This is a genomic window from Pseudomonas sp. 32_A (genome assembly GCF_017490905.1).
Lineage (GTDB): Bacteria > Pseudomonadota > Gammaproteobacteria > Pseudomonadales > Pseudomonadaceae > Aquipseudomonas > Aquipseudomonas inefficax.
In genome coordinates this window covers 1-521 of the sequence record NZ_JAFGYI010000180.1, presented here as the reverse complement: position 1 = coordinate 521, position 521 = coordinate 1, and the positions used below count along the sequence as shown (strand labels likewise).

Sequence of the window (521 nt, the reverse complement as noted above, 5' to 3'; positions counted from 1 at the left end):
GCGACGCGCGGCACCGCCGCCGCGATCGAGGCGGCCGGCGTGCCGGTGAAGGTCGTGAACAAGGTGAAGGACGGCCGTCCGCACATCGTCGACATGATCAAGAACGGCGAGATCGCGCTCGTGTTCACGACGGTCGACGAGACGCGCGCGGCGATCGCCGATTCGCGCTCGATCCGGATGAGCGCGCAGGCGCACAAGGTCACCTATTACACGACGATGTCGGGCGCGCGCGCGGCGGTGGAGGGGCTGCGCTACCTGAAGGACTTGGAAGTCTATGATTTACAAGGTCTGCACGCTCGCCTAAACTAAGCCTCCAGTTACCTGTCCAAGCAACACGTGCCGCGATTAAGCGGCGTTTCCGATGTTTCGGAAATGCGCTTAATCGCGGTGATTTTTTTTATGGCCGTTTTTAGCTATTGAGTCGTTTATGAGCACCATTCCGTTGACGAAGCGTGGCGCAGACCAACTGCGCGATGAACTGCAGCGCCTGAAGTCCGTCGAGCGGCCGGCCGTCATCAACG

Annotated in this window: 1 protein-coding gene and 1 pseudogene; both read left to right on the top strand. The window is 60.7% G+C overall.

Annotated elements, in window-relative coordinates; genetic code table 11:
* Nucleotides 1–309: hypothetical protein (locus tag J5M58_RS26175; protein WP_207880238.1), on the top strand; the 309-nt coding region annotated here is incomplete at its 5' end.
* A gap of 118 nt (nucleotides 310–427) precedes the next feature.
* A pseudogene (locus J5M58_RS28370) lies at nucleotides 428–521 on the top strand (hypothetical protein); the annotation flags it as partial.